The sequence below is a fragment of the Shewanella algicola genome (genome assembly GCF_014648035.1).
In the GTDB taxonomy this organism is placed as follows: Bacteria; Pseudomonadota; Gammaproteobacteria; order Enterobacterales; family Shewanellaceae; genus Shewanella; species Shewanella algicola.
Genome location: NZ_BMQI01000052.1, coordinates 11,978 through 32,939, shown reverse-complemented (window position 1 = coordinate 32,939; position 20,962 = coordinate 11,978). Strand labels below are relative to the sequence as shown.

General features: G+C 45.0%; 18 protein-coding genes. 9 read left to right on the top strand and 9 right to left on the bottom strand.

Features of this window, described 5'->3' with window-relative positions:
• Window positions 1-374 precede the first annotated feature (374 nt).
• Together IEY42_RS18135 and IEY42_RS18130 are read right to left on the bottom strand one after the other, a co-directional pair.
• Window positions 375-1,223, bottom strand: a complete 849-nt coding sequence (locus tag IEY42_RS18135) for a universal stress protein (RefSeq protein ID WP_188926708.1) — start codon at window positions 1,221-1,223, stop codon at window positions 375-377.
• 31 nt (window positions 1,224-1,254) lie between these two features.
• A complete protein-coding gene (locus IEY42_RS18130) occupies window positions 1,255-2,745 on the bottom strand; it encodes a SulP family inorganic anion transporter (RefSeq protein WP_188926707.1) in 1,491 nt (496 codons plus the stop codon).
• Window positions 2,746-3,813: 1,068 nt separating this feature from the next.
• Between IEY42_RS18130 and IEY42_RS18125 the strand changes: the two genes are divergently transcribed.
• The 4 genes from IEY42_RS18125 to IEY42_RS18110 all read left to right on the top strand — a co-directional run bounded on the left by IEY42_RS18125 (window position 3,814) and on the right by IEY42_RS18110 (window position 9,070).
• Window positions 3,814-4,611 carry a hypothetical protein gene (locus IEY42_RS18125; RefSeq protein WP_188926706.1) on the top strand — a complete coding sequence of 266 codons (798 nt, stop codon included), beginning with the start codon at window positions 3,814-3,816 and terminating at the stop codon, window positions 4,609-4,611.
• Between the two features lie 117 nt (window positions 4,612-4,728).
• Window positions 4,729-5,454 carry an osmolarity response regulator transcription factor OmpR gene (gene ompR, locus IEY42_RS18120; RefSeq protein ID WP_188926705.1) on the top strand — a complete coding sequence of 242 codons (726 nt, stop codon included), beginning with the start codon at window positions 4,729-4,731 and terminating at the stop codon, window positions 5,452-5,454.
• 3 nt (window positions 5,455-5,457) lie between these two features.
• Window positions 5,458-6,801, top strand: a complete 1,344-nt coding sequence (gene envZ, locus IEY42_RS18115; protein WP_188926704.1) for a two-component system sensor histidine kinase EnvZ — start codon at window positions 5,458-5,460, stop codon at window positions 6,799-6,801.
• Window positions 6,802-7,114: 313 nt separating this feature from the next.
• On the top strand, window positions 7,115-9,070 hold the full coding sequence (locus IEY42_RS18110) for a methyl-accepting chemotaxis protein (RefSeq protein WP_188926703.1): 1,956 nt from the start codon (window positions 7,115-7,117) through the stop codon (window positions 9,068-9,070).
• Window positions 9,071-9,137: 67 nt separating this feature from the next.
• Here the strand turns inward: IEY42_RS18110 and IEY42_RS18105 are convergent, their stop codons facing one another.
• The 3 genes from IEY42_RS18105 to IEY42_RS18095 all read right to left on the bottom strand — a co-directional run bounded on the left by IEY42_RS18105 (window position 9,138) and on the right by IEY42_RS18095 (window position 11,139).
• A complete protein-coding gene (locus IEY42_RS18105; protein ID WP_160052049.1) occupies window positions 9,138-9,611 on the bottom strand; it encodes a peroxiredoxin in 474 nt (157 codons plus the stop codon).
• Between the two features lie 31 nt (window positions 9,612-9,642).
• Window positions 9,643-10,155, bottom strand: coding sequence for a DUF2937 family protein (locus IEY42_RS18100; RefSeq protein WP_188926702.1), 513 nt, complete (start codon window positions 10,153-10,155; stop codon window positions 9,643-9,645).
• A 102-nt stretch (window positions 10,156-10,257) separates the two neighbouring features.
• Entirely contained in the window at window positions 10,258-11,139 is an 882-nt protein-coding gene (locus IEY42_RS18095) for a LysR family transcriptional regulator (RefSeq protein ID WP_188926701.1), read from the bottom strand.
• Window positions 11,140-11,286: 147 nt separating this feature from the next.
• Between IEY42_RS18095 and IEY42_RS18090 the strand changes: the two genes are divergently transcribed.
• Window positions 11,287-12,477, top strand: coding sequence for an MFS transporter (locus IEY42_RS18090; protein WP_188926700.1), 1,191 nt, complete (start codon window positions 11,287-11,289; stop codon window positions 12,475-12,477).
• A gap of 76 nt (window positions 12,478-12,553) precedes the next feature.
• On the opposite strand, the gene IEY42_RS18085 is transcribed toward IEY42_RS18090, so the two are convergent.
• Window positions 12,554-13,450 carry a LysR family transcriptional regulator gene (locus tag IEY42_RS18085; RefSeq protein ID WP_188926699.1) on the bottom strand — a complete coding sequence of 299 codons (897 nt, stop codon included), beginning with the start codon at window positions 13,448-13,450 and terminating at the stop codon, window positions 12,554-12,556.
• A 159-nt stretch (window positions 13,451-13,609) separates the two neighbouring features.
• Here IEY42_RS18085 and IEY42_RS18080 point away from each other — a divergent pair, with 159 nt between their 5' ends.
• Both IEY42_RS18080 and IEY42_RS18075 read left to right on the top strand, forming a co-directional pair.
• Window positions 13,610-14,056 (top strand): DoxX family protein, encoded by a 447-nt coding sequence (locus IEY42_RS18080; RefSeq protein ID WP_188926698.1) that lies wholly within the window; start codon window positions 13,610-13,612, stop codon window positions 14,054-14,056.
• A gap of 87 nt (window positions 14,057-14,143) precedes the next feature.
• The gene (locus tag IEY42_RS18075; RefSeq protein WP_188926697.1) at window positions 14,144-14,839 is read left to right on the top strand and encodes a pirin family protein; all 696 of its coding nucleotides are present in this window, start codon (window positions 14,144-14,146) and stop codon (window positions 14,837-14,839) included.
• A gap of 59 nt (window positions 14,840-14,898) precedes the next feature.
• Here IEY42_RS18075 and IEY42_RS18070 read toward each other — a convergent pair whose 3' ends face one another.
• The 3 genes from IEY42_RS18070 to IEY42_RS18060 are packed head-to-tail and all read right to left on the bottom strand — an operon-like array spanning window position 14,899 to window position 17,076.
• Window positions 14,899-16,485 carry a PepSY-associated TM helix domain-containing protein gene (locus IEY42_RS18070; protein WP_188926696.1) on the bottom strand — a complete coding sequence of 529 codons (1,587 nt, stop codon included), beginning with the start codon at window positions 16,483-16,485 and terminating at the stop codon, window positions 14,899-14,901.
• A gap of 11 nt (window positions 16,486-16,496) precedes the next feature.
• A complete protein-coding gene (locus IEY42_RS18065) occupies window positions 16,497-16,757 on the bottom strand; it encodes a hypothetical protein (RefSeq protein ID WP_188926695.1) in 261 nt (86 codons plus the stop codon).
• 1 nt (window position 16,758) lies between these two features.
• The gene (locus IEY42_RS18060; RefSeq protein WP_188926694.1) at window positions 16,759-17,076 is read right to left on the bottom strand and encodes a hypothetical protein; all 318 of its coding nucleotides are present in this window, start codon (window positions 17,074-17,076) and stop codon (window positions 16,759-16,761) included.
• Between the two features lie 894 nt (window positions 17,077-17,970).
• Between IEY42_RS18060 and IEY42_RS18055 the strand changes: the two genes are divergently transcribed.
• Together IEY42_RS18055 and IEY42_RS18050 are read left to right on the top strand one after the other, a co-directional pair.
• A complete protein-coding gene (locus IEY42_RS18055) occupies window positions 17,971-18,450 on the top strand; it encodes a (2Fe-2S)-binding protein (RefSeq protein ID WP_188926693.1) in 480 nt (159 codons plus the stop codon).
• Complete coding sequence (locus tag IEY42_RS18050; protein WP_188926692.1) at window positions 18,434-20,737, top strand: xanthine dehydrogenase family protein molybdopterin-binding subunit; 2,304 nt, start codon at window positions 18,434-18,436, stop codon at window positions 20,735-20,737. The genes IEY42_RS18055 and IEY42_RS18050 overlap by 17 nt, the downstream gene beginning before the upstream one ends.
• Window positions 20,738-20,962: the final 225 nt, after the last annotated feature.

The following is a 20,962-nucleotide window of genomic DNA, read 5'->3' as shown; positions in this document are numbered from 1 at the left end:
GCAATGAATTTGTTTATTAACGCTTCGAAATCACTTGCAAAACGGGTGGGTCCATATAAGACGGGTTTAATGAAGTTGAAGTGAAGCAAAGTGACATTAGTCCATGCTCTGGAGCCTTCGAAGCGCCACGATGTAAGTGCTCGTAGGCCTTAAATCACCGTAACCAAGCCATAAACAAAAAGCCACTCCGACATACACTGCCGGAGTGGCTTTTTAGCTATCAATTTTAACTTTTAGCTATCAGCTATTAGCTATCAACTGACACTATTCACTATCGCTATCAAGGTTTAGCTATCAGCACTTTGTTCATAGCTCATTATTATTCGCTAATCGCAATCCGCTAATAACCGCTCGCGATCAGCGAGCCATTATGATTAACGCAGCAGTAATAACGGGATTTTGCTTTTGCTGATCATTCTGGTGGTATTGCTACCCACAAAAAACTCGCGAATACGCGAATGGCCGTAAGCGCCCATGACCATTAGGTCGATGTTATGCTCAACTTGGTATGTTTCTAATGCAGCTTGCACTTCACCCTGACATACTGCGGTGCTCACGGTAAAGTCTGCACCGTTTAAGGTGTCTGCCGCTGCGGCTAATTCTGCACTGGCTTGCGTTTGATTGTCTGACACCATCACTAAGTGACACGCTAAACCTTTAAGCAAAGGGCTGGCTGCCACGCGAGCTAGGGCCTTTTTCGCGGTAGCACTGCCGTCGTAAGCAAAGATAAAACGCTTAGGTGCAGTAAACTCAGGCATTACCACTAAAATCGGTTGCTTAAGCGTGCGGATAACACTCTCAATATGGCTACCAATGGGTTGGTCCTGGTGTTGCTCGCCTTGACGCCCCATCACCACTAAGCGTGCATTAGGCTCTTGTTCTAACAAGGTTTCAATTAAGTCGCCATGACGCTGTAAGGTGTCTACCGCAACGCTAGCTTGCTGCTTATTCACACAGGTTTTAGCATCTTCGAGCATATATTTGCCTTGCTCGAGTGCCAATTTACTTCTGCGGCCTTCAATCTCAACCATTTCGTCGAGTAGGTGCTCACGCGTACCTAAACCAATGCTGCCAGATAAATTCAATTGTGTTGGATACACAGATTTATCTAATACATGTAACAAGGTCACTGGCGCAGCCATTTGAGTGGCGGCCCACACGCTGGCATTACAGACCGCTAAGGTGGCTTTTGAACCGTCGATACAAGCAATCACATTTGTCATTATTGTTCTCCTTTTGTGGTGTTGCTCAGGGTTAGTGACCAGACATCATTTTTTCGACTTCTTCAGGTTTATCGTGCACCCCGAATTTATCAACGATGGTTGCACTGGCTTCATTTAAGCCAATTAACTCAACCTCGGTGCCATCACGGCGGAATTTAATCACCACTTTATCGAGCGCCGATACTGCGGTGATATCCCAAAAATGCGCTAGTGATAAGTCGATAGTGACTTTATCGACCACTTCTTTAAAATCAAATGATTGGCTAAACTTATCTGCCGAGGCAAAAAACACCTGGCCAACAATTTGATAATGACGGCCAGTTTCAGCAGTAATGTCTGAACTTTTAACCACCATGAATCGGCCCACTTTATTGGCAAAGAATAATGAAGCCAATAACACCCCTACAAATACCCCAATCGCCAGGTTATGGGTAGCAACAACAACCACAACCGTGGCCACCATCACAAGGTTTGTCGACATTGGGTGATGTTTAAGGTTACGGATTGAATCCCAAGAGAACGTCCCGATAGACACCATGATCATTACCGCAACTAAAGCGGCCATAGGGATAAGCTTTAACCAGTCACCGAGGAATACGATTAGAATCAGCAAAAACACACCGGCTGCAAACGTTGATAAACGACCACGGCCGCCTGATTTAACGTTGATAATCGACTGACCAATCATCGCACAACCCGCCATGCCGCCCATTAAGCCAGCGCCAATGTTGGCAATACCTTGGCCTTTACACTCACGGTTTTTATCACTTTGGGTGTCGGTTAAATCATCAACAATAGTGGCTGTCATCATTGATTCAAGCAAACCAACCACCGCAAGACCTGCTGAATAAGGCAAGATGATCATCAGAGTTTCAAGAGTCAATGGCACTTCTGGCCACAAGAAGATAGGCAATGTATCTGGCAGTTGGCCCATGTCGCCTACGGTACGCACATCAATGCCCATAAATACCGCAAAAATGGTTAACCCGACAATGCACACTAATGGTGACGGTAATGATTTACCAATAACCGGAATAAGCGGGAATAAGTAAATAATCCCGAGGCCTGTGGCGGTCATGGCGTAAACATGCCAAGTCACGTCAATCAGCTCTGGTACTTGCGCCATAAAGATTAAAATCGCCAAGGCGTTCACAAAACCGGTCACCACCGAGCGCGATACAAAGCGCATTAAGTTACCTAACTTTAAATAACCTGCAGCAATCTGGAATACACCAGTTAATAAAGTGGCAGCCAATAAGTACTCAAGGCCGTGCTCTTTTACTAAGGTCACCATTAACAGTGCCATTGCACCCGTTGCAGCAGAGATCATCCCTGGACGGCCACCGGTAAATGCAATCACTACCGCAATACAGAACGAAGCATAAAGCCCCACTTTAGGGTCAACACCGGCAATAATCGAAAAGGCAATGGCCTCAGGAATTAGCGCCAGCGCAACCACAAGGCCAGCTAATAGATCGCCGCGGATGTTAGAGAACCATTCTTTTTTCATGGTTTGTATCATGTTATTCACTCTGTTTAAAATTTAATCATTTATTTCAAAATTACATACTTAGCCGAAATAGATGTATCGACTACAGTCTTTAAGCTGTTGTTCTGTCATGTAACGAGATGCTATCAAATATGAGGTAAAGCAAAACTGCCACTGTAAATGGATTGTCGCAATCCAATCAGGAAGGGGTTAACTAATGCAGCTTATTTTCATGACATGTAAGAGCTTACATGCATAAGATTTCGCTTTAACTACAAAGGGCAGCGTAAAGCAGCGACAAAGGATATAGTTCAGCCCGTCGAAAGTCAAAATCTGTCGTAAAAATAATCGATATTTTTCCTTATTAAGCCTCATTTATTTGCGCAGTAAATGAGCCGTTGAAATGACGTGTAACTTTTATCGGTAATAAACCTCAGCTCTGGATAACAAACGCCTTTCAAGCAGTCCTTTGCCTTCCTCACTGCGTTGAATTAACTTGCAATAGGCTAACTATTGACGCGTTAATTCGCCTTGTTAGCAAAACAAATCACAAGCTTGACAGTGGATTTTAGTCAATCTATTGATTTATATCGTTATCAATACCTCTCTTATCCAGAGTTGAGGTTAATAACGTAATCCTCATGCTTATTAAAATCGCATGGCATAAGACAGTCACCCAATACAAAGCTCGTTAGCCTATGCTGCGGGCTTTTTACTTGCTTATTCAGCATTGTTGACTAGGGTTAAAGCTCATTTAAATTACCGCATGCAGTTCGGTCTATACCCAATCAACTTGAAGATCCGTGTTTCAGAGCTTCACCGTGTTTTCAATACTAGGCGCGTTAATGCGGTAATGTAGGTACCTTATAAATTAGCGCAACAACGCTCTTGATTTAATAATCAGGGAACACGGTGAAACTCCCAAAGGGCAAGTTTTACACGTGTTTATGCTGCGGCTTTTGTTAATTTAGCTGATTTTGGAAAGGGAACGACCATTACCCGCAATCAATGCCTTGCCTAAACGCGTGTAAACTCTTGCTGAAATCGAGCATCTTCAGGTTGTTTGGGTATTTACTCACTCTAAAAACATAAAGGGATATTATGTTTACCGCGTTAACTATCCAGTTACTTAGTGGCCTCATCAATTCCGCTAACAAAACATTGCGCTTATGCATTCTGTCTTTGATGATGTTCCTAACGTTAGTGGTGCCCGTCAACGCGACATCGCAAACATTAACCTCAAATGTTCAGCACGCATTTTTCGGCAATTGGATTATCGATACTCCAGAGCACATCACCTTACTGCAATTAAACCGTGACTTAAGCTATTTATACATCAAGCTCAACCACCTAACGCCGCATCAAAGCGTGGCCGAATGGGGCCGACTCGTTGTTGAACCTAATGGTGTGCGCTTTATGGCCAGCTATAGCAATAATCCGCTATTGGGCCTGGTGGCGTATCAAATTACCCATCCCAAGCCGCATATCGCGCTTGATATAGAATCAAAAAAGTTAGTCTTCACTATCGACACTAACGCAGACAGCATTAGCGATGAACAACATAACTATTATGCCTATAAGCGCCAATCTATCTTCGGCGTCTGGCATCAATTATCAACGCCCGCATTAAGTAGTGTTGTGTTGCTCAGCAGCGGTTATTACGCTTTAGTGAATGTGAACTTACATCAAGACCCTCACATTCATCCGCACAATACCCACTTACAATGGGGCCGCTTTGAAGAACAGCAAGAATTTAGTGAGCCTATTTTTGATAGCCACCCACAACTGAAATCCGCATTACCTCGCATGATTTTTCACCCTATGCGCCAACAACTGGCTTTATCTTTTGACCAAGATACCGACCACAACACTGATCATTTGCTGCTTTTTAAACAATAAAGCGGCATTTACAGCTATTTAGTTACAATTTCTGCTGCAATCAGCTATTCAAATTCAAGTGATTACACTTCATACTGAGCCATTGCTGGTATCAATTTAGTGTTTAAAGGATATTCCATGGGCCAAGAAACCTCTAAGATTCTCGTTGTCGATGACGACATGAGATTACGTTCATTATTAGAACGTTACTTGCTTGAGCAAGGCTTTCAAGTACGTAGCGCAGCCAATGCTGAACAAATGGACCGATTACTTGAGCGCGAAAACTTTCACCTTTTAGTACTCGACTTGATGCTACCCGGTGAAGATGGCTTGTCTATTTGCCGCCGTTTACGCCAGCAAGAAAACCCAATTCCTATTGTGATGCTCACCGCTAAAGGCGATGAAGTCGACCGTATTATTGGCCTTGAACTCGGTGCAGATGACTATTTACCTAAACCTTTTAATCCACGTGAGTTATTAGCACGAATTAAAGCGGTAATGCGTCGTCAAACCGCTGAAGTACCAGGAGCCCCTGCGCAGCAAGAAGAAATGATTGAGTTTGGTGAGTTTTCACTGAATTTAGCTACGCGCGAGATGTTTCATGGTGACGAAAGCATTGCCCTCACTAGCGGCGAGTTTGCCGTATTAAAAGTGCTGGTTAACCACCCACGTGAGCCTTTATCACGCGATAAACTAATGAACCTTGCTCGCGGTCGTGACTACTCTGCCCTTGAGCGCTCTATCGATGTGCAAGTGTCTCGCCTACGCCGTTTAATTGAAAAAGATGCCGCCAACCCACGCTATATTCAAACTGTTTGGGGTTTAGGTTATGTATTTGTACCCGACGGCGCCACGCGTAAGTAATTCATGGAACTCAAGTTAAAATGGTGGCAACGCTTCTTACCTCGAAGCGCGTTTAGCCAAACGGTATTATTGATTGGCAGCTTATTGCTGATCAATCAATTAGTGTCGTATTGGTCGGTCGCCGTTTACTTTATCAAGCCCAGTTACGAGCAAATTAACCAACTGATTGCCCGCCAAATCAACATATTATTTGTTGATGGCGTGGATGTTGGCCGCGAACATCTCACCATGGTTGATGCCTTAAACGCCAAAGTGCGTGACGATGGCATGACGGTTTACAACCAAAAACAAGCACAAGAAGCCGGACTCGGCCAGGCCACTTATTACAGCTTTTTGTCTGAACAAATGTCGGTTTATTTGGGCGGTGAAGCCGAGGTGCGTTTTTCTCAGGGTGAAAATCTCGACGTGTGGATTAAGCCACCTCAAGCCCCCACGCTGTGGATTAAAGTACCCTTAACCGGCATTAACGAGTCTGACTTATCGCCATTAACCCTGTATTTATTAGTGATAGGCGCGCTCAGTGTCGCCGGCGGCTGGTTATTTGCCCGTAGACAAAACAGGCCATTAAAACGCTTACAAAAAGCCGCAGTTGCGGTGTCTCAAGGCGACTTCCCGCCCACATTGCCGTTAAGCGGCTCAACCGAAATTGTTGAAGTAACCCATGCGTTTAATCAAATGGCGCATAGCATGAAACAACTTGAGCAAGACCGCGCCTTACTCATGGCCGGTATCTCCCACGACCTGCGCACGCCACTGACTCGTATTCGCTTAGCGTCTGAAATGATGGTTGAAGAAGACCAATATTTAAAAGAAGGCATCGTTACCGACATTGAAGACATGGATGCGATTATCAATCAATTTATTACCTATATCCGTAATGACCGTGAAGGTGTGCGCGAGCCAGACCAGATTAATCGCTTAATCCAGGAGATTAGCCAACAGGAATCTCATCGCGAAGAAACCATAGAGCTGTCGCTAGGCAACTGCCCAGACATTGCCATGAACAGCGTGGCGATTAAACGTGTACTGAGCAACCTGGTAGAAAACGCGTTTCGTTACGGCAATGGTTGGATTAAAATCAGCTCATACCGCCAGGGTAAATCAGTCTGCTTTAGCGTTGAAGATAATGGCCCAGGCATTGATGAGTCTCAGGTTGAGCAGTTATTTCAGCCCTTCACTCAAGGTGACACCGCCCGTGGTAGTGTCGGTTCGGGCTTAGGACTGGCGATTATTAAACGGATTATTGACCGCCACCATGGCAAAATAAAATTGTCTAATCGCCCCCAAGGTGGTTTAAAAGCTCAGGTTTGGCTGCCATTAATGGATAAAAAACTCGCAGACAATTGATGCTATTTATTTCGGGTACGTTTTACCGTACTGTTACGCTAAATATAAAGCAATGTGTCAATGCCGCGCACTTATGTGACTCATCTATGACAACTGGTTAATTATCACTCATTAAATTGCACTGCTTAACAGCTAACCACCACAATATTCCCTGTTTCACTTTTGTTGCCATCAACCACAAACAATAAACCACTGATAATTAATAAAAATAAATCAAATTGATTATCAAGCAATAAGTCTCACCCCCGCACGATAAACTGTCATATTAGTGCCATAAAATACCCACAATGGAAATTGCTTGAGTTTTTATTAAATGAAAATATCAACCTTATCGTTGGGCGCATCGGCGTTACTACTTATCCTCGCGGCTTCGCTGGCTGCAACCGTGTTGTGGAGTAATCAGCAACGGCAAGTGAGTGAGCAACTCAACCAAAATCTGCAACGTATTCAGCATACTTTTCAATATGATGTGCGCCGTAATATCGATAAATATTTGCAAACTGGTCAAAGCAATTATCTACAGCAAGCCCGAACAGATATAAGCAGTATTACTAACAGCATCAGTGCATTACAACAAGCACACCCACAACTCGACAGCGCCTCGCTGACCCAATTAATGGTGCAACTTACACAAGATTTAGACACAAAATATCGCGCTGCGGGTAAATTAGCTGGTAATCCGCGTCAATTGTTGGCGTTTGCAGAATCGGAGATGCTCAGTTACAGCCGCAGCTTAAGCCGTTATGCACAATCGGCACCGCAAAATAATAGCGTGGCACAACAATACCTCGCCCTCAGCACAGAATTACCCAGCCTGGTGTATCAGTTATCGCAGCTCACTCAAGCCTTACTCATTGATAAAGATACTGGTGTGAGCAACAGCGTAAATTTCACCATTGATGCGTTAAACACCTGGCACGATCAATTACAACAACTGCCTTTACTCGGCATTTATCGCACCGAAGAAGTCGACGAGTTTGCGTTAGGCGACGATGAACCAGAGCAAATTGAAGTAGGTGAAACACCTCGCTCAGAATTACTGAGTTTAAGCCAACGCTACAGTAAAGAAGTCAGCAACACCGAAGCTATGCTCAATGAAAATCAGGTGGTGCAAACTGCGCTGATCAATGCCACCAGCCAGGTAGAGCAGCAACTGGTGGCGTTAGCTGAAACACAACAACAAACAGACCAACAATTAAAGCTCAGCTTGCAGTGGTTACTGTATGGCATGGTTGGCGTGTTAGCGCTATTTGCAGTCTGTTATCTTATTTTGCAGCAGCGCCGTGTCGTCACACCATTACGGCGCTTAAATCGCGCTTTTTCCATGTTGAGCGAATCTAATCAACGCGAACCATTAGCGGTGACCAGCCAATGCGAAACAGGCCAAATTGCTGTGCATTTTAATCGCTTATTGCAGCGGTTTGAACAAGAAGACGAGCAACAAAAGCACAATATGACAGCGGTATCGCAATCATTAAGTGAGTTAGTGGCGCGTATTGGCTCGCTGTCTAACAGCACCCAACAAACCCAAGACGTAGTACAACAAGCACAAGGGCAAACCGCTGATTTAATTGAATTAGCCAACCAAGTAAACCAGTCGTCTAGTGAGTTAACCGACAGCGCTCAACAAACCATGACAGACATGTTAGCCAGCCAGCAAGAAGCTCAAGGCGTATTAACGGCAACCGAACATACATTGTCTACGGTAAACCAATGTAATCGTTCACTTAGTCAGTTGAGTACCTCGGTGAATGATGCCGCTAAAATTGTGGATGTGATTGGTAATATTGCCGACCAAACCAACTTACTGGCATTAAACGCGGCCATTGAAGCGGCCAGAGCGGGCGAGCAAGGTCGCGGCTTTGCGGTAGTGGCTGATGAGGTGCGTAGCTTATCTCATCGCACCCAGTTGTCACTCAAAGATATTATGGCGATATTAACTCAGCTCACCAGCTCAAATGAGGCATTAAGCCAAAGCGTAAATGACATTAGCGCCGCCTCTGAGCAACAAAAAACACGTGCCCAAAGTTTACTGAGCGTAGCTAAACAGGTGCAACAACAAGCCAGTGCAATGGCCAACAGTGCTAACCAGGGCAGCGAACATGCCAAGCAACAAGTACATTATCTTGATGAGTTTGTCGCGGCAATGGACACCTTAATGCTACGGGCTAAACATGCTTTTGAACAAAGCGAAACCATTGCGCACGAGGTCAGTAACAGCGTAGACAATATTGAGCAAAACCTCGGGATAAGCGAAGCCAATGCGTAGACTCTTTTTCTATAAAAAATGGGCGCCACACTGGGCGCCCATTTTTCAATCTAATTTAAATAACAGCTTACAGCGCAGCCATTACTGCTTCTGCAGTGCTCACTTCAAATGATTTTGGTGCTTCAACATTTAATAATGTCACTACGCCGTTGTCGATAATCATCGCGTAACGTTGTGAACGAATACCGCCAAAACCTGCTGTGTCCATTTCTAGGCCTAGTGCTTTAGTAAAGCTGGCATCGCCGTCGGCTAGCATCATTAATTCAGAGGCATTTTGCGCTTCGCCCCATGCTTTCATCACAAATGCATCGTTAACAGATACACAAGCGATAAGGTCAACACCTTTGGCTTTAAATTCGTCAGCCTGTACTACAAAGCCTGGTAAGTGAGCTTCTGAACAAGTCGGCGTAAAGGCACCTGGCACGGCAAATAACACCACTTTTTTACCGGCAAAAAGCTCAGTCACATCGTGATTAACCATACCGTCTTTAGTCAGTTGGCTTAATGTAGCTTTTGGTAAAGATTGTCCTGTAGCGATCATAATCATATTTCCTTAAGGGTGAATAAATGGGTTATTTAGGCGCCAATACTTTACGGCAACCTAGATACAAAATAGATAATACTGACTCACATAAAATTGAGATCAACAGCCCAAGTAACGTACCTATGGCAATGGCTTCGGGCTTTAATAAAATCACATGCGAATAGTTTTTCCATACTTCAGCTTGAATGTCTGTTTGCGGTGCAAGGATCACTTGCTGGTATGGGCTATAACTGTGTTGACGAAAGCGCGTTAATGCGTCAGTTAACGCCACGTAACGTTGATAAATGGATTCAACGCTTTCACCACCCGCATTGAAAACCGGATCATTATTTTTGCGATAGTGTTGAATAAGCTTACTGATGTCGCCAGCAAAAAAGCGGTCGGCGTCGTGTTGAAATTCGGCCAAACTTTGCTTGGCTTCTAACTGATGTGCTTCTAAGCGTTGACCATATTGATCGACAAAACCAGGAACTTGAATACCAATCAATACGCCACAAACAAACAGCACTAAACGCAGGTAGTCCATTAAATGTTTAATCATGATGTCATCGGTTGAGATAGAGAAAAATTCACAAACGCCACAATATCACCAATCAGTAAACTACGCATCTTGTATAAACTGATGTTAATTTACGGTCCAATATTACAAGGTTAATCTAGGCTGAATAAATTCAATAAAGGCTGAGATCCGCCGTGCCACAGTAGATGATTTGTAATACATCGCATTCACTTGCTCGCGATCGTTAACATTAATTTTGTCTTGATTAAGCAAAGTGACTAACCGCCCGGCAGCTAAATCGTCGTTAATCATAAAGCCAGACAAACACGCAATACCATTACCGCTTAACGCTAATTGGCGCAGCGTTTCGCCATTGCTGCTACTGATGCTTGGCGTAATTTCCTCGCTGCCTTTTAACGGCCACCGGTTAAGCGCTTTTGGCTCGGTAAACCCGAGTAACTCATGGCCGCTTAGGTCAGCCACTTTTTGCGGCGCGCCTCGGCGAGCAATGTAGGCTGGCGAGGCGACGATGTGTAAAGCACTCTTGCCTAATGGTCTGGCGTACAAAGTAGAATCGTTTAATTTACCGATACGAATCGCCACATCAGTGCGCTTTTCCAGTAAGTCGACATACCCCTCGTTTGAAGTGAGTTCTAACATAATGTCTGGATACGCTTGCCTAAAGTCTTGCATTAACGGCACTAGCTGATGAAACACAAACGGGCTTGCGGCATCTACGCGCAATCGTCCTTGCGGTAACTCACCTCGCTTAACTAACTCATCTTCTGCCCGTTGTAATTGCAGTAAGCCCGTTCTCACCGATTCGACAAATTGCCTGCCTTCGTCAGTCAGCTCAATACGTCGGGTGGTGCGGTTTAATATGGTCACCCCAAGCTGCTGCTCAATTTTACTCACAGCCCGCGACACGCGCGCCACTTGAATATTTAACGTATCGGCCGCCGCAGAAAAGCCGCCGCTGTCGACCACAGTTAATAAAATATCCAGATCATCTGAGCGAGTCAGCATACATACCTCGGGTTAACGTCAATTACCTTCATTTTACACAAAAGTTATTTGCTAAAGACACTGTTTTTTACAACTAATTTACCGTGAATAATAGCCAGCATTACGCAATACCCACTCATTCACCTTATTAAACCCGAGGAACACATTATGCCGTTAGCCCTACTCGCATTGACGCTAAGCGCCTTTGCAATCGGTACCACCGAATTTGTCATTGTGGGGTTACTGCCCACCATGGCCCAAGACCTTAATGTTTCATTACCCTCAGCAGGCTTGTTAGTCAGCTTGTATGCCCTAGGTGTTGCGATTGGCGCACCGGTATTAACGGCACTTACAGGTAAATGGAACCGTAAAAACGTGTTATTAACCGTTATGGCGCTGTTTGTGGCAGGTAATGTATTAGCATGGCAAGCCCCGGGCTATGAAACCTTAATTGTCGCACGCATTATTACTGGCCTAGCCCATGGAGTGTTTTTCTCTATTGGCTCAACCATTGCAACCGGATTAGTGCCTAAAGAAAAAGCTGCCAGCGCCATTGCGATTATGTTTACCGGTTTAACCGTCGCATTGGTGACAGGCGTGCCATTAGGTACCTATATTGGCCAAACATTTGGTTGGCAAACCACCTTTTTAACGGTAGCGCTATTAGGCCTTATTGCGTTGATAGGCAGCAGTTTATTGGTACCAAACAATTTACAGCAGCCTGCGGCCACTAAAATATCCGCTCAACTTAAGGTATTAACTCAGCCACGATTATTATTAGTGTATGCCATTACCGCATTAGGCTACGGTGGCACCTTTGTCGCGTTTACATTCTTAGCACCCATCTTAGAGCAAGTGTCTGGCTTTGAGTCTCATGCGATTGGTCTGATTATGTTGGTTTACGGCGTGTCAGTGGCTATCGGTAATATTTGGGGCGGTAAAATGGCCGACAAGTTAGGCCCAATCAAAGCGCTGAGTATTATCTTTATCGGTTTAACCGCCATTTTAGTGGTATTTAACTTTACTGCGGTTAACCCTATTGCAGCGGTTATCACCATTTTGGTGTGGGGCGCATTTGCATTTGGTAATGTGCCAGGCTTACAAGTTTATGTGGTTAAACTAGCGCAAGAGCATACACCTAACGCAGTTGATGTGGCATCAGGCCTCAATATTGCCGCATTTAATGTGGGTATTGCACTGGGTGCCTGGGGCGGCGGATTAATTGTTGAACAAGCAGGCTTAATGCATACCCCATGGGTTGGCGCGGTGATTGTTTTGTTAGCATTAGCGTTAACCCGCTACAGTGGCTCGCTAGACAATAAAACCAATAACACTGCGGTATCTCAGGCAACGGCATAATGGTTTTTCTGAGCTAGAGGTCGTTAAATCAGGGCATAGATATATACCTATATGCGCTTGAGCCTTTTAGCTCTACCTAACTTAATCCCCAATCAATTTTTGGTAAATGCTCAATAAACCACTCAAACCCGCGGCCTTGGTGCTCTTTATGCCAGGCAAGATACAAGCTCTGGTTAGGCCGTGGAATTGAGCATTGTTTTTCAATTAACTCACCACTGTCGAAATAGCACTGCACCATGTGCCGCGGTAAAAAACCAATCCCCAAACCTTGGCGCTGTGCCGCTATTTTGGTTTCCATGGTGTTGACTCTAATCACTTGCTTGCTTTTAAACAGACCACTGCTGCGTGTCGGTAATACTTGCGCGGTATCGGCCACCACAACCGAGGCATATTCGGTGAGTTTGTCGGCTTCTAATACGCCATCAACAAATACCAATGGATGATGTGGCGCCACTGCAAATACAAATTCAATATCGCCTATTTTGTGGGTTTGAAATACACCTCTAGGTAATTCGCCAGAGGCACCAATCACAATGTCTGCACGGCGACTGTGTAGGGCATCCCAACCACCGCCCACGGCTTCAACATCGATACTAATATCTACCGAGTGTTCGAGCTGATTAAATTGCTCGATTAACTGAAACAACGGCGCTTGCGGGATCACGGTATCGCGCGACAATCTAATTTCAGCTTCCCAGCCCGACTCTAATTGCTGCACAGAATCTATCAGCCGATTCGTGGCTAACAAAATATCGCGGCCATGCTCTAACACCAGCTTACCGGCAGGGGTCAGCTGTGCTTTTTGTTTTGTCCGGTCAAATAACGCCGTGCCCATGTCGTCTTCAAGTTTTTTGATGGTGTAGGTTAATGCTGACGGTACTCGATACAAGGATGCCGCAGCAGCTGCAAAACTGCCCTTGCGCTCAATGGCGTCTAGAGCCCGCAGTGCATCGATGGTAATGGCATGGTGCATGAATTCATCCTTATTCAAAAAATTTGAACTATTAGCTCAGTTTATTCCGATTTTTTATTCAATCAAGTCCCAATATACTCATTATCAATCGCTGAGACAGGCTAAATAAGCCTTTAGCAACCATCACAGAACAGTTTAAAAATATTGAGGATACAAACCATGAAAGCACTGATTAAACGCATTACACACTCTACTGCAGGTTTTAGCACATTGGCATTGCGTGTTCCTGTAGGGATTATATTTATGGCTCACGGCGCTCAAAAATTATTTGGCTGGTTTGGCGGTTACGGCCTAGAAGGCACTGGGCAATGGATGGCGTCAATGGGAATGGAGCCAGGCGTGTTAATGGCCTTTATGGCAGGCAGTGCTGAGTTCTTTGGTGGCTTATTTATTTTACTCGGTTTACTGACTCGCCCAGCCGCTGTCGCACTGGCTTTTACCATGGTGATTGCCATTGCCAGTGTTCACCTAAGCAACGGCTTATTTATGTCTAACAACGGTTATGAGTATGCCTTGGCATTATTAGCGGCCAGCGTGTCATTGGCTTTATCGGGTTCGGGTAAAGCAGCGCTAGACAACGCGCTTACCCGCCGATTAGCTAAGTAACCTCAGATCAAATTAGCACACCCAAATATCGTGCATACCAATCAGATCAAAACACAAATCTGATTGGTATTGCTTTAGGAGAACATCATGATCACTTTACGTCCGGCAAGCGAGCGCGGCACCGCCAATTTTGGTTGGTTAGACAGTAAACACAGCTTCTCATTTGGCAGTTATTATGACCCAGAGCATATGGGCTTTTCAGCCCTGCGAGTCATTAACGATGATAGCGTTGATCCAGGTGCGGGATTTGCCACTCATGGCCATCGCGACATGGAAATCATCAGCTATGTGTTACAAGGCTCCATTGCCCACAAAGACAGTGAGGGTAACGTTGAAGTATTACCCGCGGGTGAATTCCAGCTTATGTCGGCCGGCAGCGGTATCACTCACAGTGAATACAATGCGTCTAAAACCGAGCCATTGAGGTTTTTACAGATTTGGATCCAGCCGAATACTTTAGGTAATACGCCGGGTTATCAGCAAAAAAACTTTGGCAAGGCTATAGGATTAACCCCCATTGCCACGCCAACAGGCGAAAATGGCACCCTGCACATAAAGCAAAACGCGACCTTATCGCAATTGATTTTAGCGCCGCATTCAGAGCTGACTTACACCATCGCTGCGGGGCGAAGAGTCTATGTGCATCAAGTTGCAGATGAGCTGATAGTCGAGTCACAAAGGCTCGCGGCCGGTGATGGTGCAAAAATTACTGAGCGACAAACTATCACCTTTAAAAATGAACTAGACGACCAGTCTACTGCACTATTGTTTGATTTGCCTTAATGCCAGCACTCGTGATGCCTGTGATAATGCTATCGCAGGCAAACGTTTCGTTCACCTGATTAATTAATAAGGGGATCACCAAGCTTTTCTCGGGTATTAACGTGCTGCGCGCCTCTTAGTTTTAGCGCACTAAACACGCCAATAGCAGCCATTAAGCCCATCGCCACTTGCACGCCTATCACTGCGGTATAGCCGTTTTGCCACAAGTGAATAATCTGCTCGGCAAACATCAGCCAATCGGCTATCAATGTTATTAATAACAGTGCACTGGTAAGCAGTAATAAGCGGCTAATATGGCGTTTAACATTGCCAATGTTAATACTCACTAACATGGTCGCTAACAAAGCCAGTACAAAGCAGGCAACAAGCCAATCTTCGCGGGCTGGCAACGTAGCAGGAAACACTCGCTCACATAAAAAACCAACTGCGGTGGCCACAATAATACCGCTACATCCACCTAGAGTGACGGCACTTGCAATGGCAATACTGCGCGGCGAAGAATGACGCTGCACTCGGCGCTTATTAATCCACAACATATTACCTGCCACTATCATCGCGCTGATGCCGATGGCTAAAATGAAGTATAAAATGCGCACATCCATACCGGCAAAATTACCAAAATGCAGCGTCACTAACACATCGCGTCCTTGGCGGAATACATTGTATTGTTCAGCATTGACCTTATCGACCACGGCACCATTAGCAACACGAAAAGTCACTTCGTCTCGCTGGGCAAAACTGGCGGTATCACTGCCACGCACTTGCACTAATGCATTGTCGGCGCCGTAATGATGAAAAATCACATTACGTAATTCAAAATTGTCTTGCTGCCGCGTTTGCTCAATCAACTCAAAAGCGTTATCCATCGCCATCGGTGTTTGGCTGCGAGGCTCGACCACACGCTTAAAGCCTGCGTCATTTAACAACGCCTGTTGATCGCCTTGGTAAATAAACATCGCAAAAGCCAGCTGAAACACAATAGCTAAATTGAGGATTAGTCCGCTAAGTGCATACATTAAGGTAAACGGTAGCGTCATGACGCCGACCACAGTATGTAAATCTAATAGATTATCGCGCCGCTGCTTATCTACCCGATACTGAAAAAAGTGCTTGAACAGTTTGCGGGCATGAATAAACACCCCAGAGATTAGGGCAAACAAAAAGACTAATGTCACCATACCGATGAGGTAGCTTCCACCAGGTAAATGCAGGTTGTAATGCAGCCGATAAATGAATTGCGATAACAAGAAGTCATCTTTACCCGCAACCGTTTCACCGGTTTTAGGGTCCACCAGAATGGCTAAAGACTGACGGCCACTTTCTGCGGCATCGTCGAGCACTTCCATATAAAAAATATAATAAGGGACTAATGCGGTGGGCATATTTATCCGAAAACGCCCTTGTTGATCAAGCGGATATTCTGCCCGCTTTTGTTCAACTAAGCTGCCAAGCGGTATGTCTTGCTGACTACTTTGCACTGGGTGATGTGGCGTAATGGCCCACTGTGCGATTTCGTCATGAAACAGTGTAATCGCACCGGCCCAAAATACGATAAACAGTAATGGCGAAATAATCAGCCCAAGCCAACTGTGGGCTTCGACGAGGTTTTTAATCACTTTATGTGAGGCGTTAGCGCGAGGATTCATTACAGGCTTCATTAATAAACAGGAATATAAAACAACCACACATTAGCAACGGCAGTGACGACAAACCATTTACCACAAACAATACTGGCAGCTTTAGCAGTATTACGGCTGTAGCAATACGCCATCACCGCAACCCATAAACAAAAGCCCAACAGCATGCCAATAAACAATTTGCTATCTACCGCTAACGGCAACAAACGAAAAACTATTAACACCAGGCAGACAGCCAGTAATAACCCCCAGGTAAAGGCTGCAAGCGACTTTAACCACATTTTACTTAACGCCAACCATCATAATGCTGACAAATAAGGCGAAACCGAACGAACTCACCCACATACTGTGGCCTTTGAAGTGAGCTGCGAGCAACACCAACATCATCCACATGGTCATGACGCAAATGATCACTAATAAACTAGCCACCAGCAAACTGTAGGTATGACTAAAACCCCACACAGCAAATAGCATAGCTGCACAACCTAGGCTCCACGCGAGTAGTTTAGGAAACGGCAGGCTAATAAGTTGCTGCTTATCAGACGCTAAATAAGCAAACAAACACCCTACCCATAAAGAAGAAACGCTGATGAGTTCCATAATGATTCAACCCGCAAATGCAAATGATAATAGTTTTCATTCATTATCATAAATAACAACAGTAAATACAAGCAAAATATCGGGCCAAACTTACGTTATTAGGCTAGACCAACATCGAATAGCGCTATCGGCCATGAATGTCGATAATAACCTCATTAATTTGCTGTTCAATTTGCTATTCCATTTGCTATTCAATTAAGCGATAACGGATAAATGAGCAACATTGCTTAAACGAAGTAAAAAGATTATTAAACAAAGAATTAACATGAGCGCTGCGATTACAAAATCTCATGTATTCCTGTTATAGCTTGCTGTATTATTAATAACTAATTTACTGACAATTGATTTCTTTACAAAGCAATAAGCATTGCTTAGGCTTAAATATTAACCAAATATAAATAAAGATTCGAACAGGGAGCGTACGATGAGAGATTCCCTTATTTATTGCACTTACGTGTAGAAAATAAGGCAACCTAATAGGCCAAAACCCATCAAGAATAACGTATGTGGCGCAGTAATTTTAGGTTAAGCAATGATATCGGCTTGGCAATTTATGATAGATCTCGTCGCCTTTGCCAGGCACAGTCATGACTCATCAAAGTTTATCCGACCAAGTAACACCTTGGTTGCGCTGGATTACATAAATGATCAGTGAGCTAAAGACTAACCACTACTGACATTTGCTAATGCAGCGTATTGAGATGATCCAACTCCCCTTAACAACGTAATTATCGATAGAGTTAACAACCGCCACGCGCCCCATCGTATTACGATGAGCGGTTTCATGATGTATTGAGCGTCAATCAGCTGGGGAAACACCTAGCCAAAACTAAAAAGTGGGCGAGATAATTATCAAGCCCAAGTTAGAGCATTAATTCACTGGAGAAGTGACCAATGGCAAAATTTATTTTAAACGGCAAACCGATGACTGCCGACGTAGAAAGCGACACCCCGCTTTTGTGGGTGATCCGCGATGAACTCAACATGACCGGCACTAAGTTTGGTTGTGGTATTGGTAGCTGCGGCGCGTGTACCGTACATATTGGTGGCCAAGCAACACGCTCATGCATTACCCCAATATCGTCAGTAGAAGGCGCTGAAATCACTACGATTGAAGGCCTATCTGAAAAAGGCGACCATCCGCTGCAAATCTCCTGGCAAAAACTGCAAGTACCACAATGTGGTTACTGCCAGTCAGGCCAAATCATGCAAGCCGCCGCATTATTAAAAGACAACCCAGCACCGACCGACAAAGATATTGATGCGGTAATGGGCGGTAACTTATGTCGCTGTATGACCTACGTGCGCATCCGTAGTGCCATTCATGAAGCTGCAAACTCAACCAAGGAGAGCAACGATGAGCAGACTGCCTAAACGTGGATCGGCTGGCATGACCCGCCGTGGATTTTTAATTGCCATGACCGCGGTCGGCGTCAGCTTTGGGTTTCCTCGCCACTTAATGGCAGCAATGGATCCAGCTAGCCCAGACGGCAAAGTACTACCAACAGAAGGCGACATTTATGAGCCGTCTTTATGGTACTCAATCGACACCGCCGGCAAAATTAAAGTCAACATTATGCGCTCAGAAATGGGCCAGCATGTGGGTACCGCTATTGCGCGTATTCTTGCTGACGAATTAGAAGCTTCGTGGGACGATATTGAAATTATCCACGTAGACAGTGACCCTCGCTGGGGTTATATGGTCACGGGTGGTAGCTGGTCTATTTCACAAAGCTGGCCTGTGTACCGCCAGGCAGGCGCCGCCGGTCGTACGGCATTAATTGAAGCGGCAGCTAAAAAATGGGGCATTGCACCTGCTGACTGTAAAGCCAGTAAAGGTAAAATCGTATCAAGCAAAGGCGAATTGTCGTTTGGCGAATTGGTCAAAATGGGCTTAACCCGCCAATTTACCGAAGAAGAACTCAAGCAACTGCCGCTTAAACCCAATGCCGATCTTAAATTAGTTGGCCAGCAAGTCACCTCACTTGATATCGCTAATAAAACCAATGGTAAAACCGTATTTGGTATCGACGCTAAAGTTGATGGCATGGTGTACGCCAACCCCATTTTGCCGCCAACGCGTTATGGCTCAAAAGTGGTTAAATTTGATGACTCAGCCGCCAAAGCGGTTAAAGGCTATCAACAAACAATCGTGTTAGATGATGCCAGTGGCAGTGTACCAGGTTGGTTAATGGTTATTGCCAGCAGCTTTTTTGCCGCACAAAAAGCCTCAAAACTAGTCAAAGTAACCTGGGATGCAGGCGAAACCGCTAATGTGTCTGAGGCCGATATTATTGCTCACGGTAAAACGTTACTCAACGACGCCAGCAAAGGCGGCATTTTAGATACAGGTAATGTTGAAACTGAGCCAGCGTTTGCCAGCGCAAAAAGCACTATCGCCGAAGAATACATCACCAGCACCGTATTGCATGCGCAGATGGAGCCGTTAAATGCCTTGGTATTTAAAAATCCAGACGGTATTTGGGAAATTCATTCAGGTTGTCAGTGGCAGTCACTTACGTTACCTGTATTAGCGACAGCATTAGGTGAAGACGAAGCTAACATCGTTATCCGTAGCTACATGTTGGGTGGTGGTTTTGGCCGCAGACTCAACGGCGACTATACCATTCCTGTGGCATTAACCTCTAAAGCATTAGGCGGTAAGCCCGTTAAAATGGTGATGATGCGTCCGCAAGATATGCAATTTGATAGTGCGCGCTCGGCTTCAGTACAGCAATTAAAAATGGCGTTCGATGATAAAAAAGCGGTTACCGCCATGGAACATCACGCTACGGCAGGTTGGCCAACACAAGTATTAGCACCAGGCTTTATGCCTAAAGGGGTTAATGGTCAGCCATTTGATCCATTCTCAATTGCTGGTGCCGATCACTGGTACAGCGTAGGCGCACAAAAAGTGCGAGCGGTGTCTAACGACTTAGCCATTGCCACTTTTAGACCGGGTTGGTTACGTTCAGTGGGCCCGGGTTGGACAGGTTGGGCGGTTGAAAGCTTTATGGACGAAGCCGCGCATCATGCCGGTAAAGATCCACTGCAATTTCGCCTCGACATGCTAATTGCCGAAGGCCGTAACGCGGGTACCACACCTGTTGCTGCTGGCGGCGCTGCTCGTCAGGCTGTCGTGCTTAAGAAAGTTGCTGAAATGATTGAGTGGGGCAAACCGCAAGCCGAAAACACCGGTTTAGGCATTGCATCTACCTTTGGTCAAGAGCGCGATATGCCTACTTGGGTGGCTTGTGCCGTTCAAGTGCAGGTAGACAAAGACAGTGGCAGCATCGAAGTACAAAAACTGTATATCGCGATTGATGCCGGGATTATTGTTGATCCTAATGGCGCAGAAGCACAGTGTCAGGGCGCGGCGTTATGGGGCTTATCAATGGCTATTCATGAAGGCACCGAGATCGTTAATGGTCAGTATAAAGACTCAAACTTTAGTACTTATACGCCAGTACGTATCTACCAAACGCCAGAGATAAAAATTGAGTTTATTCCAAGTACGCAACCACCTTCAGGTTTAGGTGAGCCAGCAGTAACGCCAGTAGCACCCGCTATAGCCAACGCAATTTATAATGCGGTAGGCGTGCGTTTACGCAAATTACCAATGAAGCCAAACGATCTCAAAAGCAAACTGACTAGCATTTAATATGCTTTAGCTGTTTGAATAAGTCACACCCAAAAAGCCCGACGATTTTCATCATAGTCGGGCTTTTTATCTCTGCTATACTACTTTTATCAACCGCCATACCAATACTCTCAACCATAAGACTGACAAAAGATAATTTATTCATATTGTGACTTTTTAAAAAACCAATAAAAAACAATCACAAACAACACCCACCACAAAGCAATAATATACTAACTTACTAGT